The sequence below is a fragment of the Streptosporangium sp. G11 genome (assembly GCF_051192615.1).
Lineage (GTDB): Bacteria > Actinomycetota > Actinomycetes > Streptosporangiales > Streptosporangiaceae > Streptosporangium.
Genome location: NZ_JBPJUQ010000016.1, coordinates 135,337 through 155,703 on the forward strand (window position 1 = coordinate 135,337; position 20,367 = coordinate 155,703).

The following is a 20,367-nucleotide window of genomic DNA, read 5'->3' on the forward strand; positions in this document are numbered from 1 at the left end:
TCGGTGCCCTCGCACGGACATCCCTCCGATCCCGATCCCAATCCCGGTCCCGACCCCGGTCCCCGTCCCGCCACCACCGTTACCGCCGCCACCGCCGCCACGGATCCAGACACCGACGCCGACACCGACGCCGCTCCCGGCACCCCGTCCCCCACCTCCACCCCGCTCCCGCTCCCGCTCCCCGCGAGCGGGGGTGGGAGCGGGGGCGGGGGCCCCGGAGGGGACAGGGACGGGGGCGGGTCTCTCGGGACCAAGGGCCGCGCCGGACGGCGCTGGCTGCCGTGGGCGCTGCCCGCCGTGCTGCTGGTGACGGTCTTCTTCCTCCTGCCGTTCGCGCTCAACGCCCGTTTCGCGTTCTCCTCCTGGACCGGGTTCCGCTCGGAGATCACCTGGAACGGCCTGGACAACTTCCGCACGCTCGTCGAACAGGGCCTCCTGACGAACGCCGTCACGGTGACCGTGCTCTACGCGATCCTGTGCATGGCCATCCAGAACACCGTCAGCCTGAGCCTCGCGCTCGCCCTGCAGCGGACGGACCGGGTCAACACCGTGTTCAGATCGCTGTTCTTCCTGCCGACGCTCGTCTCGCCGCTGGCCGCGGGCTACATCTGGCGCGGCATCCTCGACCCGGCGGGCCCGGTCGACTCCTTCCTCGGCATCGACTGGGCCTGGCTGGGCGAACCGGCGACCGCGCTGGTCACGGTCGCCTTCGTGGACGCCTGGAAGTGGAGCGGACTCATCACCCTCGTCTACATCGCGGGCCTGAACTCGGTGCCCAGGGAGCTCCTGGAGTCGGCCACGGTCGACGGCGCGGGCCCCTGGACCCGCTTCGCGCGGGTGAGGTTCCCGCTGCTGGCCCCGGCCATCACCTTCAACGTCGCGGTCACCCTGGTCGGCGCGCTCAGCGCCTACGACGTGATCGCGGCCACCACCGGCGGCGGGCCCGGCGACCACACCAGGGCACTGAACATCGTCATGCGCCAGCAGTGGGGCCAGGGCTTCTTCGGCTCCGCCAGCGCGCTCGGCTTCACGGTGACGCTGCTCGTGATCGCGACGGCGGTCCCCCTCGTCTGGTGGCTGCGCCGCCGGGAGGTGACGGGATGAGAATCGTCAAGTACACGCTCCTGTCGTTGTTCGCGATCCCCTGGGTGATCGTGCCGTTCTGGCTGGTCGTGGTGAACTCCTTCAAACCCGCCGGTGAGGCGGCCGAGCTGGGCCTCGGCCTGCCCCGGGAGTGGGCGCTCGTCGAGAACTACACGACCGTCATCGACACCGGCGACTACCTGGCCGGGCTCGCCAACAGCCTCAAGATCGCGGTCCCGGTCGTGCTCGCCGTGCTGCTGGTCGGCGCGGCGGCGGCCTGGGCCTACGGCCGCGGCGACTCGCGGTGGCTGCAGGCGAGCTACTTCGTCCTGAGCCTGTCGATCCTCATCCCGCCGTCGATCATCCCGACCGTCCACGTGTTGCGCGGGCTCGGCCTGGACGGCACGCCGGCCGGTTACGCGCTGGTCCTGATCGGCACCCGGCTGGGCATCGTGGTCTTCCTGGCCACCGGGTTCGTCAGGGCCTTCCCGCCCGACCTGGAGGACGCCGCCTCCATCGACGGGGCGTCCCGCCCGCAGATCTTCGCGCGCATCCTGCTGCCGCTGCTGCGCCCGGTGCTGTTCGTGGGGAGCGTCATCCTCGTCATCAACGTCTGGAACGACTTCTTCTTCGGCCTCTTCCTCCTCAAAGGCCAGGACAACGCGACCCTGCCCCTCACCCTCTTCCAGTTCGCCTCCGGCACGCTGCAGACCCTGCAGTGGAACCTCGTCTTCGCCCACGTCCTGCTGACGACACTGCCCCTGGTGGCGGTGTACGTGATCGCGCAGAAGCACGTCCTCGCCGGCCTCACAGAAGGAGCACTCAAGGGATGACCGACCAACCGTTCGCGCTCGCCGTCGATTGGGTGAGGCGCATGGTCCGCGAGGGGAGACTCCCCTGCGCGGTGCTCGGGGCGGCCACCTCCGACGGCACGGTGCTGCTGGAGTCCTTCGGCGAGCACGACGGGCGCGCGACCCGGGTGGACGACCACTTCGCGCTGTTCTCGGTGACCAAGCCGCTGGTCGGGCTGCTGGCGATGCGCCAGGTGGAGCGGGGCCTGCTGTCGCTGCGCCGCCCGCTGCGGGACGCGGTGCCCGGCTTCGGCGGGCTGCGTTCGGACGAGGTCACGCTCTGGCACCTGCTGACCCACACCAGCGGCATCGCCGAGCGGACGCTCACCCCGGACGACCTGGTGGAGCACCTGATCGCCGCCCCCGCGCTGTTCGAGGCGGGCACGCTCAGCCAGTACTGCAACATCGGCTTCGCCGGCATCTCGGAGATGATCAAAGACGTCACCGGCCGGGACCTGGCCGACGTGATCGACACCGACCTGAACGCGCTGGTGCCCGGCGGCGGCCGGATCACCTTCGACCCCGCCTGCGACCCGGCCGAGGTCAAGGCCGTCGAGCTGCTCGGCGTCGACTACGACAGGTTCGTCCGGCTTCGGCATCCGGCCGGGGGCCTGTTCTCCCGGGCGGAGGACCTGCTCGCGCTGGGCACCTCCCTGCTGCGCGGCGACCGGGGCGTGGTGCACCCGATCACGCTGGCCGCCATGACGGAGCCGCAGACCACGGGCCTGGTCAAACTGCAGCCCGACCCGGTCAACGCGGGGCAGGACTGGGGGCTGACCTGGAACCTGCGCAACGCCGCGCCCGGCCTGCTGGAGCGGCGGCTCTACGGGCACGGCGGCGCCTCGGGGTGCCAGTGGTGGATGTACCCCGACCACGACGCCTGTTTCGTGCTGCTCATCAACGTGATGGCGCCCAGCCTGCACGGGGTCGACATCGACGGGCTGCACAACGCCTTCACCACCGGGCTCGGCGCATGATCCGCGTCTCGGGGGCCCCCGGCGCGGTGCGGCCCGTCTCGGACGGGCAGCTGCCACGCGGCTCCTCCCCTCCCGTCGAGGCGGTCGCCTGCCACACCTGCGGGCTCGTCGACCCGGTCGGCGTCGACGATCCCTCCCCGCGCCTGTCGTGGTCGGCGAGGCCGACCCGCTCCGAGCGGCTGTCGGTGTCCACCGGCGGGCGCGAGGTGTGGGCGCGCGACCTGCCCGCAGGTACGAGCTGGGCCGACGTGCCCGAGGAGGTGCTGGAGCCGCTCACCCCGTACACCTGGTCGGTCGCCGGGCACCTCGGCGGCACCTTCGTGACCGGCCTGCGCGCGGCCGGCGCCTGGGACACCCCCTGGATCGGGGACGGCGGCCACGCCCTCGACCGGCACGCGCGCGGACACGGCGGGACCGGGAGCGGCGAGCGCGCGTACGAAGGGGACGGCGGCGACGACGGCGACGGCGACGGGCGCGGGAAAGACGGCGGGGGCGCCGTCCGCCTGAGGGGGACGTTCGGCTGGGAGCCCCGGCCGGGGCGAGCCTGGCTGGCGACCACCGCGCTCGGCGTCTACCGGGTGCTGCTGAACGGCGAGCGGCTCGGCGACGAGGAGTTCGCCCCCGGCTGGACCGACTACGGCCACCGGGTCCGCTACCGGCTGGCCGACGTCACCGCGCTGCTACGCGAAGGGGAGAACCTGCTGGAGTTCTGGCTCGCCCCCGGCTGGTACGCCGGGCATGTCGCGGCGGGCGGGCCGCGCCGGTACGGCGACCGTCCCGCCGCCAGCGCGCGGCTGCTCCTGCGCGACCAGGACGGCCTGCACCCGCTCGCGGCCACCGGCCCCGGCTGGACGGCCGGTGACCTGGGCAGACCCCGCGCCGACCTGGTGATGGGCGAGACCGTCCACCTCGTGCCCCCGTCCACCGCGAACGGAACGAACCGCCACGAACCCCTGCCCGGCACGGACGGAACAGCCCGGCGCGGGTCCCTGTCCGGGCCGGGCGGGACCGTCGGGCCCGGGGAGACCGCGCCCTCCGGCACGGACCGGGCCGTGGCCGTGGTGGAGCCTTCGCCGGACCTGCTGGTGGAGGCCGACCCCGCCCCTCCCGTACTGGAGATCGCCACCCTGGCGGCGGTGTCGGTCACCGAGCCGGTCCCGGGCGTCCAGGTGCTCGACTTCGGCCGCAACGTGGTGGGGCGGCTCAGGCTGCGGGTGGACGCGCCGGGACCGGTCCGCCTCGTGGTGCGCCACGGCGAGGAGCTGGACGCGACCGGCCGCCTCTACGACGCCAACCTGCGCACCGCCGAGCAGCGCGACGAGTTCGTCCTGCCGGCGGGCCGTCACGTGGCCGAGCCCGTGTTCACCTTCCACGGGTTCCGCTACGCGGAGGTCACCGGCTGGCCCGGCGGCATGTCCGCGGGCGACGCCGAGGCGGTGCTGCTGTCCTCGGCGCTGCCCGTCACCGGCACCCTGACCGCCTCCGACCCGGCGGTCAGGCAGCTGGTCTCCAACATCGCCGCCTCGGCCGAGGGCAACCTCCTCAGCGTGCCCACGGACTGCCCGCAGCGCGACGAGCGGGCGGGCTGGACGGCCGACATCTCGGTGTTCGCCTCGACGCTGAGCTTCCTGCGCCATACCCAGGCCTTCCTGTCCGGCTGGGTGACGACGCTGATCGACGGCCAGCGCGCGGACGGGGCCGTCCCGCACGTGGCGCCGGTGCTCCCCGAGTACGGGTTCGACTCGCCGGTCTGGTCCGACGCGATCGTGGAGGTGCCCTGGCTGCTGTGGCGGCGCTACGGCGACGACCGGACCCTGCGCCGGGCGTACGGGCCGATGCGGCGCTGGGCCGACTACTGCCTGGCGCAGTGCGACGACGGGCTCCGCCCCGGGCGGGCGCTGGGCGACTGGCTGGCACCCGGGACCGTGGAGACGCCGAAGAGCCTGATCGCCACCGCCGCCCTCGCGCGCAGCCTGCGCCTGATCTCCGACATCGCCGGCGTGCTCGGCGAGCCGCACGCCCGGGAGTACGGGGAGGCCTCGACCGCGGTCTCCGGCGCCTTCCAGCGGGCCTTCCTGTCGGGACACCGGCTGCGCACCGAGACCCAGACCGGCTACGCCCTCGCCCTGGCCTGGGACCTCGTCCCGCCGGAGAACCGTGCCGGGACGGCGGGGGCGCTCGCGGAGCTGGTCGGGGCGGACGGCCACCGGCTCATGACCGGCTTCGTCGGCACGCCGCTGCTCCTGCCGGTGCTCTCGGAGACGGGTCACCACGACGTCGCCTGCCGGATCTTCAACCAGGAGGGGTACCCGTCCTGGCGCTACCAGCTCCGGGCGGGGGCGACCAGCATGTGGGAACGGTGGGACGCCTGGCACCACCGGCGGGGAATGCACACCCCGACGATGAACTCCTTCAACCACTACGCCTACGGCTGCGTCGGCGACTGGCTCTTCCGCCACGTCGCCGGGATCGGCGACGACCCCCGCGGGGTGAACGGCGGGTTCACCGAGCCGCTGCTGCGCCCGGGGCCCGTCCCGCTGCTGCGGGAGGCGCACGCCAGGTACGACAGCCCCGCGGGGGTCGTCGAGTCGGGGTGGCGCGCTGGGCCCGACGGCCTGCGGTTCGCCTTCGCCGTGCCGCCCGGCGTGACCGCCCGCGCGGTGCTGCCCGTCAACGGCACCTGGGACGGCATGACCGTCAACGGCACCTTCCTGATGGGGCTGGCCGGGGAGCTTCCCACCCGGCGCCTCGCCGACGGTTCGTGCTCGATGGACCTGCCGCCCGGCCGCTGGTCCATCACGGCCCCGGCCGCCGCCGCCGAACCGCTGCTCCAGGCGTGGGACGACCTGTGACACCGGCCCCCTTCCCGCGCGGGAAGGGGGCCGGTGGAGAGGCTCGCCGGGTGTCCGGCGGCGGACGCCGGGCACCGGGCTCAGATCAGCGGACCGCCCGGAGGGCGTCGACGATCCCGTGGCCGTAGAAGCCGTTGCGCGGCGTGCTTCCCTCACACGTGTGCGTCGAGGTCACCGTGGTGCCGTCCGGCAGGTGCCTGGTGTAGGTGTAGGCGGGCGGGGTGGGGCAGGGCGTCCTGGTCGCGGTGCCCTTGAGGACCGTCTCCACGACGGCGGGGTGGAGCTTCTTGCCGCCGTGCACCCGGTCGCGCTGGCCGTACTTGCTGACGATCAGCGCGGCGACTCCCGCGGCGCGCGGGGAGGCCATCGAGGTGCCCTGGAGATACACGTAGTAGGCGCAGACGGCGCCCTTGCAGCTGCGGACCACGTTGGTGACGTTGGGCGTGCCGTCGGGGTTGAGCTGGCCGCGCGCCTCGGCCACGGACTTGGGATAGGCCGCCAGGGTCGCCCTGGTGACGTCGCGGCGGTTGTCGGCGGTGTCGTAGACGTCGCCGCCCGGGGAGGAGACGTCGACGTAGCCGTTGCCGTAGTCGGAGTAGTACGACTTGCGCTTGCTGATGCCGGTCGAGGACACCGAGATCACGTGCTTGCCCTCGCTCGGCATGGAGACGCAGCTCGGGGGGATCTTGCGCGAGTAGGGCGCCTCACCGGGGACGCTGGCGAAGTCGGGGCTGGAGGCGTCGACGAGCTCCTTGGTGTAGTCGGTGGCGCCGTTGCCCGCCGCGGACACCAGGGTCACGCCCTTGCTGTGCGCGTAGTCGAGCGCCCGCTGGGTGGCCTTGATGATCGTGGCCTGCTCCTGCCGGTCGGCCGGGGAGTCGGCGGGGTTGTCGACGCAGTTGAACAGCCACGGGTCGATGTAGTAGCTCATGTTGACCACGTCGATGCCGACGTCACCGGCGTAGGTCAGCGCGTCGATGCTGGGCTGCAGGAAGAAGTATCCGGAGTCCTGGCCGGCCCGCAGGTTCACGATCGAGACCTTGGGCGCCACGCCCGACGTGCCGAGCCCGTTGACGGGCGAGGCGATCGACGACGCCACGTGCGTGCCGTGCTCGTTCTCGTCGACGTTCGCCGGGTCGTTGCAGGAGCGGTCGGGCTCGGCCTCGCACGGGCCGTCGATCTCGTTGCCGTCGGCGTCGACGGGGATGTCGACGGTGAAGTTGCGGCTCAGCCGGTTGTTGAAGTTCGGTGCGATGTCGGGGTGGGAGCCGTCGACACCGGTGTCGATGACACCGACCAGCACGCCCGGGTCGCCCTGCTCGTGGCGGTAGGAGCCGTCCACGGTCGCGTGGATCTGCTTCATGTCCCACTGGAGCTCCGACAGCGGCTCCGCGGCGGGCGCGGGCCCGCCGAAGGTGGAGGTGGCGGGGGCGCCGTCACCGGCCTTCTCCACGGCCCTCGCCTGTACGGTCCGGCCGGCCGCTCCCCTCCTGGCGCTGGGAACGCTGCCGATGGAGCGGTTGTGGGCGATGTCGTCGATCGAGGCGGCGTCGCGCACCGCCTCGGCGAAGCGGGCGTTCGTCGTCTTGACGGTGGCCACGCCGACCGCGGCGTTCTCCTTGAGGATGCTTCCGCCCGCCGCCTTGATGGCCTGCTGGGCGTCCGCGGGACGCGCGCCCTCCGTGTAGAGAACGACGTACTCGGCTTCCACGCCCGGTTCGGCGACCACCTGCCGGGCCTGCGCCGGGGGCACCAACGCGGCTGCCGCGAGGGTGACGACAGCTGCGGTGATGATGACGCGTTTCACATATACCTCCGTATATCCGAAGAGCTCCCCGCAAATGTGGTTTCACGCGCGCCAACAATCCAGACGTGAACACATTTGCCGCCAAGGTGTAATAAAGCCAGCAGGCGCCGGGGAATCCCGCCACTCCTGTGACCTGCACACATTGGCGAATCATGCCATCAGTGAACCGTTACGGGGGAATTCTCGCGCCAAAACCGGTGACAGCACGAAGTTTTGTATGGTCAAGAGCGTTTTGCAGCAGCCGGAATGAGACAGAAAGGGACCGCGGAGCAGGTCAGCCGGGCGGGCCGATCCGCTCCTGCCGTCCCGGCAGCGAGGTCACGTATGAGATGAGCGCGCGGAGCGGGCCGGGGAGGTCGCCCTCGCCTGCGCGCGTCGTGAGCACGCGGCCGTCGTCCTCGACAGTCAGCTCGTAGTCGAAGCGGTCGGGCTGTCCCGCCGGGGGCTTCGACCGCTCCAGCGTGCCGGACAGCCCGGCCCGCTCCACCCTGGCGCGCAGCTCGGCGGCGGCGTCGGGCGCCAGCGACGCGGAGTCGACCGTGGTGACCGTGACGAGGCCGGCGATGCCGCCACCCCGGACGATCGAGACCTTCATGGAAGCGATCCTAGACCGGCCCGCGCGACCTGGCATCGACCGACTGCCAGCAGTTCATCCCTCCTTGGATATGGCCCGTTAACGTGTGGTTCAGATGGTTTTGCGAGGGTCCATGCGCAGCCGGAGCAAGATTTCTCCGGCGGGGATGGAAAGGCAAGACATGGGCCACGGGCACGACCACCCTCACGACCACACTCATGCTCACCCGCACGACCACTCTCACGGTGCCGAGCACGCCCTCGACCAGGGTGAGATGGCTCCGGTCGTGGACTTCTCGGTTCCGGACGCCGAGCTCTCCCCTGGCCAGCTGTCGCGGCGCCAGATGTTCCGGCGCGCCGGGCTGCTGGGCGCCGGCCTGAGCGCGGCCGGCGTTCTCGGCACGCAGGGCCAGGCCGCGGCCGCCACGCGGGTCACGCGCGACAGGGGCGGCCCGGAGCCGCGCGACGGCTACCTCTGGCTCGCCGGAGACCACCACATCCACACCCAGTACAGCTCCGACGGGATCTACAAGGTCAGCGACCAGGTCCGGCACGGAAACGCGTACGGGCTGGACTGGATGGTCATCACCGACCACGGAGGCACCACACACGCCAAGATCGGCGTGGACAAGGTCAACCCCGACATCGTCGCCGCGCGGCAGGCCGTCAAGGACGCCCTGGTCTTCCAGGGGCTGGAGTGGAACATCCCGGGCGCCGAGCACGGCACCGTGTTCGTGGCCCCCGGCCGCAACGAGGTGTCCACCCTCAAGGAGTTCGAGAACTCCTTCGACGGCGGGGTCAAGAACGCCTCGGCCTCCACCCCGCAGAACGAGGCCCTGGCCATCGCCGGGCTGAACTTCCTGGCCGACGCCGTCAGGCGGCGTCGCGTCGAGGCCGCGCTGTTCCTCGCCAACCACCCGTCGCGCAAGGGGCTCGACTCCCCGCACGAGATCCGGGCCTGGCGCGACGCCCAGCCGGACATCGCCGTCGGCATGGAGGGCGCTCCCGGCCACCAGGCCGCGGGAATCCCCAAGCCGCACGGTCCGGGCGGCGGGCGCGGCTTCTACGACAGCAACCCGGGCGCGGACTCGTTCCCCGCGTACCCCGCCGAGAGCTACAAGACCTTCGGCGGCTTCGACTGGATGACCTCGACCGTCGGAGGGCTGTGGGACAGCCTGCTCGCCGAGGGCAAGAGCTGGTGGATCACCGCCAACTCCGACTCGCACTCGGTCTACGCCGACACGAGCGACCGCGGGCCGGGCAGCGACTTCAACGCCAACGGCAAGTACAACGACCCCGTCTACAGGGGCTCCCAGAACCTGGCGGCCGGCGACTTCTGGCCCGGCTTCTACAGCCGGACCCACGTCGGGGCAGAGGACTTCTCCTACACCGCGGTCATGGACGGTCTCCGAGAAGGCCGCGTGTGGGTGGACCACGGCGGTCTGATCAGCGCCCTGGTCGTGCGCGCCCGGCAGGCCGGCAGGGGGCAGCGCGGGGTCTCGCTCGGTGACACCCTGCATGTCCGCAAGGGCGCCAAGGTCGAGCTCGTCATCGAGATCACGCTGGCGAACCAGCCGAACTGGGCGCAGTACGTCCCGACCCTGGCCCGCGTGGACGTCATCCAGGGCGACGTCACCGGCCCCGCGGCCGACAAGGACGTCTTCACGACCTCGGCCACCAAGGTCGTGCAGTCCTTCGAGGTCGGCAAGAACACCGGGACGGTGACGTTCACCTACCAGCTCGGCGCCGTCGACCGGCCGGTCTACGTGCGGCTGCGTGGCACCGACGGCAACCGCAGCGCCCCCGGGCTGCTCGGCGCGGCGATCGACCCGGCCGGTCCCCAGATCGACGTCTTCGGCGACGGCGACCCCTGGAAGGACTTGTGGTTCTACAGCAACCCGATCTGGGTCGTGCCGCGCGGATGATCCTCGGCCTCGACGGAGGCTCGCGGACGGTCGCGGAGGCCGAGCACCTTCTCCATGACGTGGAGAAGGTGCTCGGCCTCCCGGCCGGGACCGTGGGCTGCACGCATTTCGTACGCACCGCGGGCGGAACGCCGCACGTCGCCTGCTCGCTCACCGTTCAGAAGAGCATCGACCTGGCCGTGCTCCCCGACGGGGTGGCGGCCGCGTTCGGTGACAGCCGTAGCGGCCCGGAGGATCTGGCGGAGGGGGCCGCGCTCGCCGCGGCCGCGCACGCCGCCGGGTCCGGCGGGCGCCTGGTCGTGTTCCCGGGCCGGGCGGAGCTCACCGGCACGCTCAGCGTGGCCGAGGTGCTGGCCCGTTCGGCGATCGACCACGTCGTCGTGCTGGCGCGGGCGGAGGAGCCGCCGCCGGACACACTCGTCGCGACCAACGATCATGTACGGCCACAGTTGCGCGACGGGCGCGTGGTCCTGCTGACCATGCCGGCCTCGGGCGGGCGCCTCATGCCCGCCGAGGTGCCGAACCCGACGCCCTGCTGCGCCGACCACGGCTGAGGCGGTGCGCTCGGGCCCGTCGGGGGCGAGGTCCGTCGATGGCGAGGCCCGTTCGGGACGAGGTCCGTCAGGGGCGAGGCCCGTCGGAGGCAAGGCCCGTTCAGGACGAGGTCCGTCAGGGGCGAGGCCCGTTCGAGAGCGAGGCCCGTTCAGGACGGGTGCGAAAGGTCCGGAGGCGGAGATGAAGACGTGGTGAGGCGCCCGCTGTCGCCGCCTCACCACATGGGACCTTCTCTAAAGGACCCCGACCTGCTGCCACGCGGCGCGCACCTTCCTCTGCTCGTCCCCGTCCGGGCCGAACAGCTCCCCGGCCACCTCCACGGTCGCCTCCGCGGCCTCCTGGAAGTCGGAGCGCGGCCGGAGCCGCTCGGTGAGCGTGACGTACCAGACGCGTCCGGCGCGCTCCCAAGCGTTGCCGCCGATGGCGGTGGCGGCGAGGTAGAAGGCGTGGTTGGGGATGCCCGAGTTGATGTGGACGCCACCGTGGTCGTTGGAGGGGTTGCCGTCGTCGGGCAGGTCCACGTAGTCGCGCATGTGCCCCGGCTGGCGGTCGCGTCCCCCACTGGGGGTGGACCAGGCGGTTCCCGGCGCCTTCATCGACCGCAGGGCCGTCCCCTGCAGGGCGCTGCCCAGGATGCCGTCGCCGATGAGCCAGTCGGCCTGCTCCGCGGTCTGCCCCCGGCCGTACTGCTTGGCGAGCGACCCGAAGACGTCGGAGAACGACTCGTTGAGGGCGCCGGGCTGCTTGCTGTAGACCAGGTGCGCGGTGAACTGGGTGATGCCGTGGGTCAGCTCGTGCGCCACGATGTCGACGGCCTTCGTGAGGGAGCCCTTGGTGAAGATCTGCCCGCTGCCGTCACCGTAGATCATCTGGAAGCCGATCCAGGCGGCGTTGTCGTAGTCGGTCCCGTAGTGGACCGAGGAGACGATCTCCAGCCCCCGCCCGTCGATGCTGTCCCGCCCGAAGATCTGCCGGTAGAACTCGTAGGTGACGCCCGCCCCGTCGTAGGCGTCGTCGACCGCCTCGTCACCGGACGACGGGTCGCCCTCCCCGCGCCTCTTCCGCCCGGGGAGGTCGAAGTCGCCGCCGTTCTCGACGTCGTAGACCGTGCGCACCATGCCGGGGGCGGGCGCCACGTCGGCGATGGTGAGGTTGAGCTGGCGCAGCGCGCCGGAGAACGACGCGCGCTGCGCGCGGGCGCTCTCCGAGGTGGCCAGGGTCCTGAGCGCGGCCTCCCGCTCCTCGGGGCTTCCCTGCTCGGCGACCGCCTCGAGCAGGTCGGGGGGTGCGATGCAGCACGAGGGCATGCTGTCGAATGTAGTCATGCGTCAAGGATCGCCGCCGTCTTCGGCGGTCGCACGGGGATTGCCGTACTTGATGCCTTCATAGCGGGGTGGGGTGTGCCTCCGGGAGCGGTCGTGAGAGGGTTCTTCTGCTCGGCGATCACGGGTTCGTGACCGTGCCCGGGGAAGCGGGCGAGACGGAGGCGGCGGTGCTTGGGAACGTGCGAACGAACGAGGGGACAGCGGGGGCGCTCGCGGCGCCGGTTCGCGGCGGGCGGCCCGCTCCGGCCGCCGGACCCGCTCCGGCCACCGGCTCGCCGGGGGCGGTCTCACCGGTGACGGGCCGCGTGCCGGAAGGCGCCGGTTCGCGGGGAACGAGCCGCGTGCCGGAAGGTGCCGGTTCGGGGAGGACGAGCCGCGCATGACGTCACTGCTGGCCATCAGCGACCTGCACATCGGCTACCAGGAGAACCGGAGCATCGTCGAGGAGCTGCGGCCCACCTCCGCCTCCGACTGGCTGCTGGTCGCCGGGGACGTCTCCGAGAAGGTCTCCGACGTCGAATGGGCCCTGGGGCTGCTCGCCGGACGGTTCGAGAAGGTGGTGTGGGCGCCCGGCAACCACGAGCTGTGGACCCATCCGAGCGACCCCGTCCAGTTGCGCGGCGAGGAGCGCTACCGGCACCTGGTCGAGGTGTGCCGGAACCTGGGGGTGGCGACGCCGGAGGACCCCTACCTCACCTGGACCGGCCCCGGCGGCCCGGTCACCGTCGCCCCGCTGTTCGTGCTGTACGACTACACCTTCCGCATGCCCGGCGTGGCGACGAAGGAGGAGGCGCTCGCCCGCGCGTACGACAAGGGCGTGGTCTGCACCGACGAGATGCTGCTCCACCCCGACCCCTACCCCACCCGGGACGCCTGGTGCGACGCCAGGATCGCCGAGACCGAACGACGCCTGGAGGCCAGGCCGCCCGGGGTCCCGACGGTGCTGGTCAACCACTATCCGCTGGTGCGCGAGCCCACCCTGATCCTCCACCACCCGGAGTTCGCGATCTGGTGCGGCACCGAGCGCACCGCCGACTGGCACCTGCGCTTCGACGCCGCCACGGTCGTCTACGGCCACCTGCACATCCCCCGGACCACCTGGCACGACGGTGTCCGCTTCGAGGAGGTCTCCTTGGGCTACCCCCGCGAATGGCGTCCCAGGTCCACCGCGCCCGGCCAGCTGCGGCGCATCCTGCCCAGCCCGCAGCCCGTCGCATGATCGAGAAGATCCTGCCGCCGTGGGTGGCGAGTTCGGAGTGCTTCGAGGACCCGCCGGACGTCGTGCTGTTCCCCGAGGAGGAGGCGGTCATCGCCCGCGCGGTGGAGAAGCGGCGGCGTGAGTTCGGCACCGCGCGCCACTGCGCCCGCCAGGCCCTGGCCGCTCTCGGGCTGCCCCCGGCGCCGATCCTGCCCGGCGAGCGCGGTGCCCCCGGGTGGCCGGACGGGGTGGTGGGCGCCATCACCCACTGCGCCGGATACCGGGCGGCGGCCGTCTCCCTCGACGCGCTGACCGTCGGCATCGACGCGGAGCCCCACGAGCCGCTCCCCGACGGCATCCTGTCCTCGGTCTCCCTTCCCGAGGAGCGGGCCGCGATCGCGCGGCTCGACGGCGGCGTGCACTGGGACCGGCTGCTGTTCAGCGCCAAGGAGAGCGTCTACAAGGCGTGGTTCCCGCTGGCCAGGCGCTGGCTCGGCTTCGAGGAGGCCCACCTCGTCTTCTCCCCCGCCGGTACGTTCACCGCCCGCCTTCTCGTCCCGGGCCCCCTGGTGGAGGGCCGGGAGCTGACCGGCTTCACGGGCCGCTGGCTGGTGTCCGACGGGCTGGTCGTGACCTCCATCGCCGTACCGGGAAAGCCCGCGCCCTGACCGCCCGCCCGAGCCCCCGGTGGAGCGCGGCCGGGAGGTCACCGGCGTCGGCGACCCGCTCCTTCAGCGGGTACCCCCTCGCGAGTCCTCGGCGACGTCTCCACGTCGCCGCCGGGAGCGCCCGCACGGCCGGGGTGTCCCCGGCCGGTGCGGGCACCCGGTGCGCGACGGCTAGTGGACGAAAGGCCAGCCGGTCGAGTCCCAGCCGAGTTTGTTGATGCCGAGCAGGGACGCGCCGTTGTCGGCGTAGTAGTGGTAGAAGAGGATCGACCCGTCGCTGTCGTCCAGGTAGGTCTGGTGGCCGGGGCCGTGGATGCCGCCGCGGCCGGCCAGGATCTCGGTGCCGCCGCCGGAGTTCATCGCCACCCCGTTGCGGTCGGTGAAGGGGCCGTTGACCGAGGTGGAGCGGCCCACCATGATCCGGTAGGTGCTGGCGGCGCCCTGGCAGCAGTGGTCGAAGGAGACGAACAGGTAGTAGTAGGCGCCGTGGCGGACGAGGGTGGGCGCCTCGATGGCGCCGCCGCCTCGGCCGGCCACGCCGGTAAGGGTCGAGCCGGTGCGCCTGCCGGTCGCCGGGTCGAGCTGGATCTGCTTGATGCCCGACCAGAACGAGCCGAAGGTCAGCCACCAGCGCCCCTGGACGTCGATGGTCATGCTGGGGTCGATGGCGTTGAAGTTGTCGCCGGTGCGCGACTCGATGACCAGGCCCTGGTTGGTCCACGACCCGGAGGCGCCGGTGGTGCTGGTGGCCAGGAAGATCGCTGAGCGGTTGGAGCCGAAGGTGGAGGCCGAGTAGTACAGGTAGTACCGGCCGTTGACGTGGGTGATGTCAGGGGCCCACATGTTGTTGCTGTTGTTGGTGTAGGCGTGGGCCCAGGGAACTCCGCCGGGGAACGCCGAACCGGCGTTGCGCCAGGTGGTCCGGTCGGTGGAGGTCTTCAGCGAGATGTTGTTCCCGGTGTGTGCCAGCAGGTAGGTTCCGTCGGGCCGCTTGGCCACCTCCGGGTCGTGCACGCCGGTGTCACCGGCGACCGGGCCTGGCGGGGGGTAGGTGGGTGGTGGGCCGCCGGTGGTTTTGACGAGTCGCCACTGCTGGTTGGCGCCGCCCAGGTCGGTGTACTGGGAGATGCGGCCGCCGTCGGCGGTGGACCACTCCCATGTTTCGAGGGTTTTGCCGCTGTTGCGGTTGATCAGGCGGATGTGCTCGCTGTCGCTGTCGACGACGCGGAACTGCTGGTTGCCGGCGTTGGTGTCACTCCACTGCACGACGTTGGCGCCGTCGGCGGTGGAGCCGCCGGAGATGTCGAGGACCTTGCCGCTGTGGCGGGAGCGCAGCCGGTAGTAGCCGCCGCCGGAGTCGACGAACTGCCACTGCTGCCAGGCGCCGTCGTTGCGCGACCACTGGACGATGGCGGCGCCGTCGGTGGTGGCCCGGTTGTAGACGTCCAGGGCCTTGCCGCTGTGCCGGTTGACCAGGATGTAGGAGGCGCCGGTGTCGATGTCCGCCGCGGCGGCCGGGGGCGCGGCCACGATCGACTGGCACACCGCGAGCAGCACCACGACGGATGACGCGAGCGCGGCGGCGGCTCCGCGGAGGACGCGTCGCGGGCGAGGGGGGCTTGCGAGAGCGTTCACGGGGGGTGCCTCTCGTTGCGGACGACGATCGAGGGACGGGTGCGCCATGGCCGGCCTCGCGGCGCCACCGGCGCGCCGCCCGCGCGGCGGCAAGGCGAACCTCGGCCACGAGCCCGGCCTGTGCGCCTACGAGGCCGGCGCCGCCCCGGTCCCTCGCGACGGACTCGGCGCCGCACTGGTCACTCGCGGAGGAAAGGCCAGGACCGCGAGCGGCGAGATGAGACCACGGACGCCTCCACCGGAACGAGCGGCCACGCCGCGTGCCGGCCCGCCGCCGGAGGGCGGCGGGCCGGCACGCGCGTGCTCGGCGAAAGGGGTCAGGTCGCCGTGCAGGTGAGGGTGGGGGTGCCGCTGGTGCCGGAGCCGGTGAATCCGAAGGAGGTCGCGGCGCCGGCGCCCAGCGAGCCGTTGTAGGCGACGTTGCGGGCGGTGACCGCGGACCCGCTGGTGGTCACGGTCGCGCTCCACGCCGAGCTGACCCTCTCACCGCTCGCGAAGGTCCAGTTCACCGTCCAGCCGGTGATCGCCCTGGAGCCGGCGGTCACGCTCACGTCGGCCTGGAAGCCGCCGGACCACTGGGAGGTGACGCGGTAGGTGGCCGAGCAGCCGCCCGGGGCCGGGGTCGGGGTCGGGGTGGGCGTGGGGGTGGGGGTCGGCGTGGGAGTCGGGGTCGGGTTCGTACCGCCGGTGAAGTTGACGTCGCTGCAGAAGTAGTAGGACTGGTCGAGGTGGCTGGCCTGCCAGACGGTGTAGACGATGTGGTGGCCGGTACGGCCGGGCGCGTTCACCGGGATGGGCGTGCTGGTGCCGGTGGGCCTGCTGCCCAGCTGGTTGACGAGTTCCAGGTCACTCCACCTCAGCGGCTGGGTCTTGGGGTTGAAGCCCTGTTTGGTGACGTAGACGCGGATGTAGTCCGCGCCGTGCGAGGCCTGGTCATACAGGTTCATCGTGAACGAGGCGGGACGGTCCACGGTCTTCCACGCGCCCACCGTGTCCATGGAGTTGTAGCGGCCGCCTTCGGTCCGGCCGCCGCTGCACAGCTGCCCGTCGGGGATCGCGGCCTGGTGGTTGCCGCCGACGCCCTCGCGGAACAGCCCGTTCCAGTTCCACATCGCGTTGGTGTTGCTCTGCCAGGCCTGCCAGCACATGGGGTCCTGCTGGGCCATGGCCGGGTTCTGGAAGTCGCTTCCCCAGCGCTCCCAGCAGCCGTAGTTGCGCGAGGGCGGGTCGGTGATCGAGCCGTGCGCCGAGGCGGGGGTCGCCATCACGGTGGTGAACATGAGCGCGGTCGCGACCGCGACCAGCGCCGCGACGACCGTCCGCCACACCGGGATCCGGTGGAGGGGCGCGAGGTCGGACACGCGGGCCTGTTCGCGCAGGAGTCGGAGCGTACGTGACCTCATCGGTGCAGGTCTCCTTTTCGAGTGCCGGGGGACGGGTCCTGGCGCGCCGAGTGAGGGCGGAGTTCTCACGCCAGAGGGTCCCCACCGTCGCCCAATCCGCATCGGGGGGCAATGGTGGCTCCCGGCTCTCGAAGGGGGAGGGGCCCGGAGCTGGCCAAACCCCGCAAAGCGGATGAAAGGTTCATTTCCGATGTCCTGCAGCGAGCCGGGAGTCAGACGCACACCTCCGCGGTGTGGGCGTACCCGCGGCTGCCACCCACTTCCACCTTGAGCGCGGTCCTGGCCCTGCGCACGCTACGGTCGCTTTCCCTGACCGATTTCACCGGCCAGGGCAACGTGATCTTCACCTCGTCGATGGTCCTGGACGGGTCGGACACCGCAAGCCGTACCCGCTTGCCGGCGCGGCGGACCAGCAGCGTGCAGGGGCCGTCGACGGCGAGCGGCCCATCCGCGGTCTCGACGGTCCCCGCACGCCAGAAGACGGCGGCGATCACACCGTCGCGCGAGATGGCCTGCACCGCTGCGGAATTGGCGAGGATCTCGATCCGCCCCTCATAAGCCTCCATCTGCGTGATGGAGGCATCAGGCAGTACGGCGTAGGCGTAGCGGGCCTTGCGGGGATCGACGCCATGGTCGATGAGGATCGTCGTGTAGTGCCTGGTGACAGGGGATGTGTCGCCACCGGTGGTGGCGCCCTTGTCGATGTCGCGCCAGCGGCCGGTGCGCTCCTTGCGGATCACCTTCGCATCGGCGCCGTCGAGCAGCGCGTAGCCGGCCACACCGGACAGGTGGATCCAGCCGTCGCCCCGGGTCAGCGGTGGATGCCGGTCGTGGGTGTTGCGGTTCTCCAGGATGGTCTCGACACGGCGGCCGTCGGAGGCGGTGATGCCGGCGCCGAGGGCGATCACCGCGTCGTCGAGCAGGAACCACGCCTTCTTGGCCCGCAGCGAGGAGTCACCGGCGATCAGCCTCATGGCGGCCACGCCGTACTCGCCGTCGAGTGCCACGCCGCCCGCCCACGGGGTGGAGGGCAGGCGACGGTGGTCGTGCGAAAGATCGGCGCGTCTGCGGGTGTCGACCGTCGTGCCCGGCAGCCGGTACGGGTCGATCGTGGGCCACAGGTCGTCGTTCCAGTGGGTGAGGTCGCCGGTGTAGAAGTAGGTCATGCCGTCGCCGGTGTACCAGCCGTGCAGATTCTCCCGGTTCATGGCCTCGGCCGCGCCGATGCGCTCCGAGCTCATCGCGATCGCGTACGCCCAGGTGGGACGGCGGTGCACGACCCGGTCCATGTCGGCGAAGACGTACGTGCCCGTCGTGCGCGGGCCGACCGGCACCGACGGGTCCTCCAGCAGGGCCGTGGCCCTCGCGATGCTCGCCGGCGGTGCGAACGCGCCGTAGGGGGTGGCCTGGTTGCGGGTGAGCCAGCCTTTGACCAGCGGTCGCCAACGCCGGGCATGGCGCTCGGGCGCCGTTTCCAGCAAGGTGAGGACGGCCTCGACCGCCTTGTGTCCCGAGTGGTGGTCACGGTGGCCCTGCACCGAGATCTGCCGGCCGCGTACGCAGTCCATCATCAGCCCGTCGAAGAGGAACGGCACGAACGAGCGATCCACGAGGTCGTAGACGTTGCCGATGCCGGTGATCTCCCACGGTGACCCGGCGAGCATGGCGATCAGCTTGGCCACGCTCTCCAGGTAGTCCACGCCGTAGCTGCCGGTGTAGGGGTACACGTCGTGCTGGATGAACGATCCGTCACGGTAGAAGCCGTCGCCTGGGCCCCTTGTCGGCCGCAGCAGATCGGAGACCGCGTCCCTGGCCCGCCTGACGAGGCGTGCGTCGTGGGTGAGCACTCCGCGCATCGCCACCGCCATGGCCTTGCCCGCACGGTTGGCGCCGGTCTCGACGACGCCGGGGTGGCTGACACGGCGCTCCGGGTCAGGGCACCAGCGGCGCAAGGGTCGCAACCAGCGCTCGAGGCGGCCTGAGGGCAGGCCGTCGTACAGCAGGGCGCAGGTGTCGGTCAGCGCGCGGGGGACGCCGATCTCCCACCAGAACCAGTTGCTGCCCCGCCGGTCGAGCCCTTCGTGGTAGGCGTGCTCGTAGAGGAAGTCCAGCGCCCTGACAGCGGTCTCGGCGACCTGGCTGTCCCGATGCATGGCGGTGCCCGGCGTGGCCCAGGCCAGCGCCAGTGTGCGCATGCGGTTGTAGGAGCGGTTGAAGTTACCCGTCCGGGGGTCCGACAGCGGCAGGTCGGGCCACAGGCTCGGGCGACCGGCAGCGGGCTTCAGCTTACGCAGCACCGCATTGGCCGAACCCTCGAGCGCCCGCGTCCTGTCGGTATAAGCCCTGTCGGTATGAGCGGAGTTGTATGCCCCACCGGCCAGCAGGCTCACCCACCGCTCACGCGCGGCGTCGAACACGGCGGCGCCGACCGCCTCGGCCGGTCTCTCCCACAGGGCGAGACCGGCCACTGTCGCGGCGCTCAGCAGGGCGGACCGCCGACTGAGGGGGTGGGTCATGAGGACTCTTCCGGCAATAGGGCACACACCAAACGAAAAGATCATAGGGTGACATATGAGTAGGCTGTTCACCTCCGGTGACGGTGAGTGGGCGTACGAACGACGTCGCCGGGAACACACCGCGCACCGACCTGATGCGGATGGCCATGGAGGACCCGGTGTGCCGGGCCTGCTGGGGCGCGTTCTTCACCTCCAAGAACACCGGCGAACAGCGCGCGCACATGTACGTCAACATGATCGTCAATCACTGGCCGATGATGTGGGAACCCCGCTCCATCACCGAGACGCACCCGCGCTCGATCGCCGACGTCGTCCTCGCCAGGCCTGTCGGCTGGAGGTTCTGCACCGGCCGGGCCGTGTGCCTGGCCCTGGCCGACGCATTGAGCCGCCACGGGATCCCTGATGAGCTGCTGACCGACAACGGCAAGCAGTTCACCGCCCGGTTCGACCGCGGCGGAGAGGTTTTGTTCGACCGGATCTGTCGCGAGAACGGCATCACCCACCGGCTGACCCGCCCGCACTCGCCCACCACCACCGGCAAGGTCGAGCGCTTCCACCAGACCCTGCGGCGCGAGTTGCTGGAGGAGCACGGCCCGTTCGACAGCGTCGAGCATGCCCGGCAGGTCCTGGACGCCTTCGTCGCCGACTACAACACCCACCGCCCCCACCAGGGGTTGGACATGGACCGTCCCGCCGACCGGTTCCGGTCCCGCAACGGCGAGCGGCTGCCGCTGCGCCTGCCGGCGGTTCTGCGCGCCGCCGGAGCGCTTCTCGACGCTGAGGCGAAACCTGCGACCGTTGCTGAGCCGACGGTGGCGGTGTCGTCGGTGCCCATCGAGACAGCCGGGCCGGTGATGTCGGCGAACGGGATCGATGCGGTGGACCTGGCCGTTGAGTTCACCCGCGTCGTACCCGCTTCGGGCAATCTGACCGTCTGCGGGCAGCAGTTCTGGCTCGGCACCCACCGGGCCGGGCTGACGCTCACGTTGCGGGCCGATA

At 71.6% G+C, this 20,367-nt stretch carries 14 protein-coding genes and 2 pseudogenes; 10 read left to right on the forward strand and 6 right to left on the reverse strand.

What is annotated here, in order from left to right:
* Positions 1–3 precede the first annotated feature (3 nt).
* Genes ACSDR0_RS18175 through ACSDR0_RS18190 form a run of 4 tightly spaced genes read left to right on the forward strand, consistent with a single transcriptional unit; the run spans position 4 to position 5,763 of the window.
* Entirely contained in the window at positions 4–1,104 is a 1,101-nt protein-coding gene (locus ACSDR0_RS18175; protein WP_435290005.1) for a carbohydrate ABC transporter permease, read from the forward strand.
* Positions 1,101–1,916, forward strand: coding sequence for a carbohydrate ABC transporter permease (locus ACSDR0_RS18180; RefSeq protein ID WP_435290006.1), 816 nt, complete (start codon positions 1,101–1,103; stop codon positions 1,914–1,916). Before ACSDR0_RS18175 ends, ACSDR0_RS18180 begins: the two co-directional genes overlap by 4 nt.
* Entirely contained in the window at positions 1,913–2,911 is a 999-nt protein-coding gene (locus ACSDR0_RS18185; protein ID WP_435290007.1) for a serine hydrolase domain-containing protein, read from the forward strand. Before ACSDR0_RS18180 ends, ACSDR0_RS18185 begins: the two co-directional genes overlap by 4 nt.
* Positions 2,908–5,763, forward strand: coding sequence for a family 78 glycoside hydrolase catalytic domain (locus tag ACSDR0_RS18190; RefSeq protein WP_435290008.1), 2,856 nt, complete (start codon positions 2,908–2,910; stop codon positions 5,761–5,763). Before ACSDR0_RS18185 ends, ACSDR0_RS18190 begins: the two co-directional genes overlap by 4 nt.
* Positions 5,764–5,848: 85 nt before the next feature.
* On the opposite strand, the gene ACSDR0_RS18195 is transcribed toward ACSDR0_RS18190, so the two are convergent.
* On the reverse strand, positions 5,849–7,570 hold the full coding sequence (locus ACSDR0_RS18195; protein ID WP_435290009.1) for a S8 family serine peptidase: 1,722 nt from the start codon (positions 7,568–7,570) through the stop codon (positions 5,849–5,851).
* A 274-nt stretch (positions 7,571–7,844) separates the two neighbouring features.
* Positions 7,845–8,165 (reverse strand): protealysin inhibitor emfourin, encoded by a 321-nt coding sequence (locus ACSDR0_RS18200; RefSeq protein ID WP_435290010.1) that lies wholly within the window; start codon positions 8,163–8,165, stop codon positions 7,845–7,847.
* 145 nt (positions 8,166–8,310) lie between these two features.
* On the opposite strand from ACSDR0_RS18200, the gene ACSDR0_RS18205 reads away from it, so the two are divergent.
* Together ACSDR0_RS18205 and ACSDR0_RS18210 are read left to right on the forward strand one after the other, a co-directional pair.
* On the forward strand, positions 8,311–10,068 hold the full coding sequence (locus tag ACSDR0_RS18205) for a PHP domain-containing protein (protein ID WP_435290011.1): 1,758 nt from the start codon (positions 8,311–8,313) through the stop codon (positions 10,066–10,068).
* Positions 10,026–10,622 (forward strand): hypothetical protein, encoded by a 597-nt coding sequence (locus ACSDR0_RS18210; protein ID WP_435290012.1) that lies wholly within the window; start codon positions 10,026–10,028, stop codon positions 10,620–10,622. Before ACSDR0_RS18205 ends, ACSDR0_RS18210 begins: the two co-directional genes overlap by 43 nt.
* Positions 10,623–10,856: 234 nt before the next feature.
* Here ACSDR0_RS18210 and ACSDR0_RS18215 read toward each other — a convergent pair whose 3' ends face one another.
* Entirely contained in the window at positions 10,857–11,948 is a 1,092-nt protein-coding gene (locus ACSDR0_RS18215) for a M4 family metallopeptidase (protein ID WP_435290013.1), read from the reverse strand.
* Between the two features lie 379 nt (positions 11,949–12,327).
* Here ACSDR0_RS18215 and ACSDR0_RS18220 point away from each other — a divergent pair, with 379 nt between their 5' ends.
* Both ACSDR0_RS18220 and ACSDR0_RS18225 read left to right on the forward strand, forming a co-directional pair.
* On the forward strand, positions 12,328–13,167 hold the full coding sequence (locus ACSDR0_RS18220) for a metallophosphoesterase family protein (RefSeq protein ID WP_435290014.1): 840 nt from the start codon (positions 12,328–12,330) through the stop codon (positions 13,165–13,167).
* Complete coding sequence (locus ACSDR0_RS18225) at positions 13,164–13,814, forward strand: 4'-phosphopantetheinyl transferase family protein (protein WP_435290015.1); 651 nt, start codon at positions 13,164–13,166, stop codon at positions 13,812–13,814. The genes ACSDR0_RS18220 and ACSDR0_RS18225 overlap by 4 nt, the downstream gene beginning before the upstream one ends.
* 171 nt (positions 13,815–13,985) lie before the next feature.
* Here ACSDR0_RS18225 and ACSDR0_RS18230 read toward each other — a convergent pair whose 3' ends face one another.
* The 3 genes from ACSDR0_RS18230 to ACSDR0_RS18240 form a co-directional block, all read right to left on the reverse strand.
* Complete coding sequence (locus ACSDR0_RS18230; RefSeq protein WP_435290016.1) at positions 13,986–15,449, reverse strand: family 43 glycosylhydrolase; 1,464 nt, start codon at positions 15,447–15,449, stop codon at positions 13,986–13,988.
* A gap of 317 nt (positions 15,450–15,766) precedes the next feature.
* Positions 15,767–16,852: a lytic polysaccharide monooxygenase auxiliary activity family 9 protein gene (locus ACSDR0_RS18235; protein WP_435290017.1), complete on the reverse strand. Its 1,086-nt coding sequence runs from the start codon at positions 16,850–16,852 to the stop codon at positions 15,767–15,769.
* A gap of 212 nt (positions 16,853–17,064) precedes the next feature.
* Complete coding sequence (locus ACSDR0_RS18240) at positions 17,065–19,368, reverse strand: polysaccharide lyase 8 family protein (RefSeq protein WP_435290018.1); 2,304 nt, start codon at positions 19,366–19,368, stop codon at positions 17,065–17,067.
* 146 nt (positions 19,369–19,514) lie between these two features.
* On the opposite strand from ACSDR0_RS18240, the pseudogene ACSDR0_RS18245 reads away from it, so the two are divergent.
* Together ACSDR0_RS18245 and ACSDR0_RS18250 are read left to right on the forward strand one after the other, a co-directional pair.
* Positions 19,515–19,646, forward strand: a pseudogene (locus ACSDR0_RS18245) (DUF6082 family protein); the annotation flags it as partial.
* A gap of 66 nt (positions 19,647–19,712) precedes the next feature.
* Positions 19,713–20,367, forward strand: a pseudogene (locus tag ACSDR0_RS18250) (integrase core domain-containing protein); the annotation flags it as partial.

What these genes read in the sequence shown, in the direction of transcription:
- ACSDR0_RS18200 (WP_435290010.1), bottom strand. Translation starts at nt 8,165, where the DNA reads ATGAAGGTCTCGATCGTCCGGGGTGGCGGCATCGCCGGCCTCGTCACG.
- ACSDR0_RS18235 (WP_435290017.1), bottom strand. Translation starts at nt 16,852, where the DNA reads ATGAGGTCACGTACGCTCCGACTCCTGCGCGAACAGGCCCGCGTGTCC.
- ACSDR0_RS18240 (WP_435290018.1), bottom strand. Translation starts at nt 19,368, where the DNA reads ATGACCCACCCCCTCAGTCGGCGGTCCGCCCTGCTGAGCGCCGCGACA.
- ACSDR0_RS18220 (WP_435290014.1), top strand. Translation starts at nt 12,328, where the DNA reads ATGACGTCACTGCTGGCCATCAGCGACCTGCACATCGGCTACCAGGAG.
- ACSDR0_RS18190 (WP_435290008.1), top strand. Translation starts at nt 2,908, where the DNA reads ATGATCCGCGTCTCGGGGGCCCCCGGCGCGGTGCGGCCCGTCTCGGAC.
- ACSDR0_RS18185 (WP_435290007.1), top strand. Translation starts at nt 1,913, where the DNA reads ATGACCGACCAACCGTTCGCGCTCGCCGTCGATTGGGTGAGGCGCATG.
- ACSDR0_RS18180 (WP_435290006.1), top strand. Translation starts at nt 1,101, where the DNA reads ATGAGAATCGTCAAGTACACGCTCCTGTCGTTGTTCGCGATCCCCTGG.
- ACSDR0_RS18215 (WP_435290013.1), bottom strand. Translation starts at nt 11,948, where the DNA reads ATGACTACATTCGACAGCATGCCCTCGTGCTGCATCGCACCCCCCGAC.
- ACSDR0_RS18205 (WP_435290011.1), top strand. Translation starts at nt 8,311, where the DNA reads ATGGAAAGGCAAGACATGGGCCACGGGCACGACCACCCTCACGACCAC.
- ACSDR0_RS18225 (WP_435290015.1), top strand. Translation starts at nt 13,164, where the DNA reads ATGATCGAGAAGATCCTGCCGCCGTGGGTGGCGAGTTCGGAGTGCTTC.